This window comes from Haloferax profundi (genome assembly GCF_001469865.1).
Lineage (GTDB): Archaea > Halobacteriota > Halobacteria > Halobacteriales > Haloferacaceae > Haloferax > Haloferax profundi.
The window spans coordinates 1-5,766 of record NZ_LOPV01000219.1; the positions used below are offsets into that span (position 1 = coordinate 1).

6 protein-coding genes are annotated in these 5,766 nt (G+C 56.6%); 5 read left to right on the top strand and 1 reads right to left on the bottom strand.

The features are described 5' to 3' along the window. Positions 1–761 (top strand): ABC transporter permease (locus AUR66_RS11095; protein ID WP_157533072.1); only part of this gene is annotated, 761 nt, incomplete at its 5' end. Positions 762–816: 55 nt separating this feature from the next. On the opposite strand, the gene AUR66_RS11100 is transcribed toward AUR66_RS11095, so the two are convergent. Then, positions 817–1,221: a CBS domain-containing protein gene (locus AUR66_RS11100; protein WP_058572479.1), complete on the bottom strand. Its 405-nt coding sequence runs from the start codon at positions 1,219–1,221 to the stop codon at positions 817–819. Between the two features lie 285 nt (positions 1,222–1,506). On the opposite strand from AUR66_RS11100, the gene msrA reads away from it, so the two are divergent. From msrA to AUR66_RS11120, 4 genes are all read left to right on the top strand, one after another. After that, positions 1,507–2,040 carry a peptide-methionine (S)-S-oxide reductase MsrA gene (msrA, locus tag AUR66_RS11105; RefSeq protein WP_058572480.1) on the top strand — a complete coding sequence of 178 codons (534 nt, stop codon included), beginning with the start codon at positions 1,507–1,509 and terminating at the stop codon, positions 2,038–2,040. A 1,011-nt stretch (positions 2,041–3,051) separates the two neighbouring features. After that, a complete protein-coding gene (locus AUR66_RS11110) occupies positions 3,052–3,876 on the top strand; it encodes a ParA family protein (protein ID WP_058572481.1) in 825 nt (274 codons plus the stop codon). Then, entirely contained in the window at positions 3,869–4,510 is a 642-nt protein-coding gene (locus tag AUR66_RS11115; protein WP_058572482.1) for a hypothetical protein, read from the top strand. The genes AUR66_RS11110 and AUR66_RS11115 overlap by 8 nt, the downstream gene beginning before the upstream one ends. An 861-nt stretch (positions 4,511–5,371) precedes the next feature. Continuing rightward, positions 5,372–5,766: Cdc6/Cdc18 family protein (locus AUR66_RS11120; protein ID WP_157533073.1), on the top strand; the 395-nt coding region annotated here is incomplete at its 3' end.

The window sequence follows — 5,766 nt, forward strand, 5'->3', positions numbered from 1 at the left end:
AATCGGGGGAGCTTCCAGAACGACACCGCCGCGGTGTTATCGTCGGGAGCGGCGTCGCCGACGAACTCGACGTCGACGTCGGCCGCACGGTTACCATCGAAGGCCGCGAGTACCGCGTCGTCGCCGTTCTCGGCGAGTCGGATGGGTTCAACCTCCTCCAACCTGACGGTGCTGTCTTGATTCCACGAACGGCGTTCGCAGACGAATCGTACACGCAGGTCATCGTCCGCGCCGAGTCGGGGAGTCAAGCAGCGACAGTAGCGGACGCGATTCGAGCGTCGGTGAACGCCCGCGAAGAGCGCGTCAGCATCCTCGAACTCTCGCGTATCGTCGACCGAATCGACCAGTTCTTTGGCTTGTTGAACGCCTTTCTCGTCGCCATCGGTGCCGTCTCACTCGTCGTCGCTGGCGTGAGTATTCTAAACGTGATGTTGATGAGCGTCTCCGAACGCCGCGGCGAGATAGGTGTCCTCAGAGCCGTCGGAATTCAACGGAGAGACGTACTGCGGACCGTCCTCGTCGAAGCCGGGTTACTCGGATTCGTCGGTGGTGTCGCCGGCGCGGTCATCAGCGGCCTCGTGGCGCTGGGGTTGTACCTCGCCGTCCCCGAGGTGACGCTTCCGGTCGTCGTCAACCTCAGAACCGGTGGATACCTCGTGTTCGCCGTCCTGTTCGGCGTCGTCATCAGTTTGGCGAGTGGCCTCTATCCCGCGTGGCGTGCGGCGAACGAACGTCCGGTAGAAGCACTTCGCGTCAAGTGACGCCGAGAGGCGGTGCGCTTTGGCGACTGTGCTGGAGGCTGAGAGCGGTCGGTACTTACGTCGTGGTCAAGGTGCCTGCTTGCGAGAGGTACGCAGCGAGGTCGGACGTCGTGATGATGCCGATCACGCCCTCGTCGTCGTCGACGACTGGCATGTGGTGGAACCCGTGTTGGGTCATCGACTCGGCGACGTCGGTGATTGGGTCTTGCGCATCCGCGGTGATGACGTCGGTGGTCATGTATCGTTCGACCGTCGTCTGCGCCTTCGGTTGACTCTTGGCGACGATTCTGACGAAGTCCGTCGTCGTCAAGATACCGTCGAGGTGGTTCGCTTCGTCCACGACGATGACCGAACTGATGTTGTTGTCGAGCATCAACTGGGCCGCGTCCTCTACGAGTGTGTCGGCCGTGACCGTGTGGAGATTCGTGGACATGAGTCTCGCAACAAATATATCTTCCATAATAATTCCAGACAGAGTCAGTGTATAAATGTTAGCTTCCCTCACGTATTTGGTGGGTACTTCTGGACGAGCGAAGAATTCGGTGACGTGAGGGGGTCAGGTACGGTGATGGAACGTGTCGAGCACAAGTAGATTCGACCTGACTAGACCCGACATCGACAGACCTGGCCTGACCCGACGTCGACAGACACGAGCAACCTTACACACTCGGCCTGACGTGTCTTCGATACCTGCCGGGACTGCTCACGTCGCGGGGCTTAATTTCTTCCCGACGTAACTGTCTCTATGGAATCCTCGCAGACGGCAACGTTTGGTGGTGGATGTTTCTGGTGTATCGAAGCAGCGTTCAAAGAACTCGATGGAATTAGCGACGTTACCTCGGGATACGCTGGAGGGACCGTCGAAAATCCGACCTACGAGCAGGTCTGTTCTGGAACGACTGGTCACGCGGAAGTCATCCAAGTCGAGTACGACCCGAGCGTCGTCGACTACGACGAGTTACTGGACGTCTTCTTCGCCGTCCACGACCCGACGCAACTCAACAGACAGGGACCCGACGTCGGCACCCAGTACCGCTCTATCGTCCTCTATCACGACGACGACCAACGCCGCCTCGCGGAAGCATACGTCGAGGCACTCGACGACTCGTACGACGACGACGTCGTGACAGAGTTAGCGCCCTTCGAGACGTTCTACGAGGCAGAAGCGTACCACCAAGACTACTTCGAGAAGAACCCGAACGACGCGTACTGCCAATTCCACGCGAGTCCCAAGATAGAGAAAGTGCGCGAGAAGTTCGCCGACAAACTCGCAAACTGAGTAGTACCACGCACCACGACGAGGTGCCTGTTCCGTGAGTTCTGCTGCGTCTTCCGTCTCACCACCACGATTTCTCTACTGGGTGAACAGTTCACGATGGGCAAACATCGTACAAATTTTGGAATTTGTGAGATTTGTGAAAGTCCGAAATCGGGGTCGAATCCACCAGATTCGTGCTCGAGGCACCTCTCGACCTCACTTGGACCCGAGTTCAGTTGCCGCGCGGTCGAGTCCACGTTCGAACACCACTTTGTCCGCAGTATCGGCGCACTAGACTCCGTGAGAGTCACGAATTCGAGAATATCGTCACGCTCAAAATTGGGCACACTAGAGAGTGTGAGAACTGTGGGGAGTGTGTAGAATTTTCAAAATTTGTAAAATTTGTAGAATGCGCGAGAGGTGCAGACAGCCAGCGCATTATACACGGTGAAGGATGAGTGGGGAGAAGTCCGGGGTAAGCCGTCGAACTCACCAGTCAGGGGGGTGAGACCTCTGACGAAGACATCGAACACGAGTGTGCCGAACCTTACGCGAAGATGTGGATCGAAAGATGGTAGGATTGAGCAGGTTTCGTCGAAGTAGCGAGTTCGTCCAACTTCTCAGAGGCATCCACAGACACGACCCACGGTCTCCAATTTCCTCACAGTGAGCAACGTGGAGTGCGTGGACACCTCCGAGACAGTTCTCGCGGTTCGGACAGTATACACTGGGTAAAGATGGCGCACCGCCCACAGAGTGTCCACCGGGCGCCAATTGATCACAGCCCAAAAACCGCAGACAGCACACAAATTTTACAATTTTTGGACATTCTAAAAAGCTCAAACAGTTCTAACTGTCTTGACAGTCTAAAAGTCGTGAATAGGATTATGTACGAGTAGGAAGAACGTGATTTTGAGCGCCGACATGCCCACACAGCCCACAATTCGAACGGAGTTTGGAGTGTCCGCACAGCTAACACAGCTTACAAATTGTACAATTTGTGGAATGTCTGCGGTTAGAGAGGGCCGGTAGATGTCGCGAGCAGTGAGCGTATCACTTCAGAAAGGTGGCGTCGGGAAGACGACGATTGCCATCAACCTCGCGGACGCGTTAGCCGCACGAGACAACGACGTCCTCCTCATCGACCTGGACCAGCAAGGGAACGCAACCGAGGGAGTCGGAATGAAGGACGCCTACGAGTCGGCAGACCCGAACATCGGCGACGTCCTCACAGACGACGACCCAATCGACGTTCGAGAGACGATTCACACACGCGAGAGTTTCGACGTGATACCCGCGCACGTCGACCTGGACGACATCGAAGACCGTGTTCGAAATTCCACGTTCGGTGTCCTCTGGGTGCGCCGTCGCATCGTCGACCCACTACTCGACGACGACTACGATTACATCGTCATCGACTCGCCGCCGAGTCTCGGACCGCTCTCAGATGCTGCACTTATTGGAACAGGCCACGTCGTCGTTCCCCTCCTCATGAGTGAGCCCAGCGTGAGCGGGTTCGAACGGATGTTCGAGCAGCAAATCGGGCCGATTCGTCGCGAAGTCGAACTCGATATTTTGGCAATCGTCCCGAACGACCTCACTGGAAACAACGAAGAACGGCGAATCATTCGTGACCTCGAAGAGTCACCATTCGAGCAGTTTATTCCCGAGTTCGCTCGTTCGGACCTCTTCGACGACCCCGAATCGAAAGGTCCGGGAATCCGTCACCGAATCGCGTTCAGTCGTGCGTGGCGTGACGGAAAGACGCTCCGCGAGTACGACCCGTCGAACGACATGCTCGACCGACTCGACGAACTTGCCGCAATCGTCGAGCGAGGAGGACCGGAAGATGCCTAAAGAAAACCGGTTCGCCGGTCTCGGGGAAGCGATGGAGTCGACCCCGGGTGACGAGGAAGACGAGTTCGTAGAGGCCGAAGACACAGAAGAGGCCGAACACGGTACTGAAGAAACCGAAACTGGACACGGTGCTGAAGAAACCGAACACGAAACCGAGGGGGCGTCCACGGCCGAAGCAGCGTCGACAACGGAGACGGCGTCGACTTCAGAGACGACTGCAGGAGACACCGACGCAACACCACCAGAAGGTGGCGTCGCGGAATCGACTGCAACGACAGACGACGACAGAAGCACCGGCAGCGACAGAACCACCGTCGACAGCGATGCCGGGAGCGACGAGGAAGATGGCTCAGCGAGCGAGGGGAGTCAGGCCGAAGAGAAGCAAGTCGAGTCGGTAGACGAAGATGGTGGGCCAGCGTTCGAGTTCGAAGCGACGACTGCAAAGAGCATCTACGTCCGGACAGAGACACTCGACCAGATGGACGACGCCGAGTTCGAAGTCGAGTCACGACTTCGTCGCGAACACGACATCCGCGACTTGACCGGACGCGAGTTCCACGATGCCCTCGTACGAATCGCGGCGACGTACCCCGACGAGATTGCCGACGCAATCGTCCGAACGAGAGACGAGTAGACACGATAAGGAATCGACGAGGCTTCGGTAGGTGGCGGCACTTCAGTGACCGATTGCAGCCACGTATGGGAAACAACGGACACGGAGGTGTGCAGTTCTCTGCTGTGTTCCACAACACTCCCATCGGTAACGACCAGAACACTTCGAAATCTGAATTGTTCGTAGCCGAACGGTCGACGTGTGAGGCTCAACGTGGACTTCCCACCGAAGACCGGGGCGTTTGACCCCACCATGTCCGCAGTAATCGAGGAGTATCGCGGTCGAAGCCCCCGGTTGTGTCCGGGCACGTGATAGGTGTCTCGGAAGTGACGATGTACTTCCGACACGAGAAGTCGAGGCTCCAATGGAGTTCACAGAGGAAGTAGCGACGAGACACGGGGCTAAACACCACGTGACGCGGTAACAGAGACACCACGATGTCCGCAGTTCACGGGAGCGACGAAGGCGAAGTGTAGTGGAACGCGAGGAAAGAGTCACGGAGTCGGTGACGTACCTCCGTATCAAACGAGTCGGAGGGGACGAACACTCACACCACTTTGTCCGCTGTTCTCGGGTGAAAACGGTGGGGGGAGTGGAGCGGTGAGAGGTGTCACGTTAATTCCTCACCTCGATAGTTGCGAAATCAAACAGAATCGTATTGTTTTAATCTTAGTCTTCCTCTACTACGGGTTTGGTTTAACAGATAAACATATAAATCTTTCTTAATTTAACTACTCTCAAACTCTAACCCTCTCACCTTCGATCGGTGGAACAGCGGACACGGTGGAGGGGGTGTGTCCCACCCCGAGTATATAAACTACGAAAACAGCGGACACTCCGGACGCGGTGGTTTTATCAACGAAGTGGACGAACTGTCAGAGTATGCCCCTCTTCGAGCGAGACACCGAGATATATCGGGACCGGGATGCCCTTCGGGAGGATTACCAGCCCGAGGAACTCGTGGGGCGTGACGAGGAACTTCGGACGTTCCAGGCGGCGCTTCAACCGGTAATCAATGGTGAACAGCCGAACAACATCTTTCTGTACGGAAAGACGGGTGTCGGAAAGACGGCAGCGTCTCGATACTTACTCAGTCACCTCCGCGAAGACGCGAGTCGGTACGACGACATCCATCTGACTGTTATCTTCTTGAACTGTGATGGGCTGACGAGTTCGTACCAGATTGCGACCCGTCTCGTCAACGAGTTCAGGTCCGAGTCGAACCAGATCAGTACGACTGGCTACCCACTCGGGTCGGTCTACGAGATGCTCTGGCA

Coding starts and splice junctions, on each gene's coding strand:
- AUR66_RS11115 (WP_058572482.1), top strand. CDS start 3,869: ATGCCTAAAGAAAACCGGTTCGCCGGTCTCGGGGAAGCGATGGAGTCG.
- msrA (WP_058572480.1), top strand. CDS start 1,507: ATGGAATCCTCGCAGACGGCAACGTTTGGTGGTGGATGTTTCTGGTGT.
- AUR66_RS11110 (WP_058572481.1), top strand. CDS start 3,052: ATGTCGCGAGCAGTGAGCGTATCACTTCAGAAAGGTGGCGTCGGGAAG.
- AUR66_RS11100 (WP_058572479.1), bottom strand. CDS start 1,221: ATGGAAGATATATTTGTTGCGAGACTCATGTCCACGAATCTCCACACG.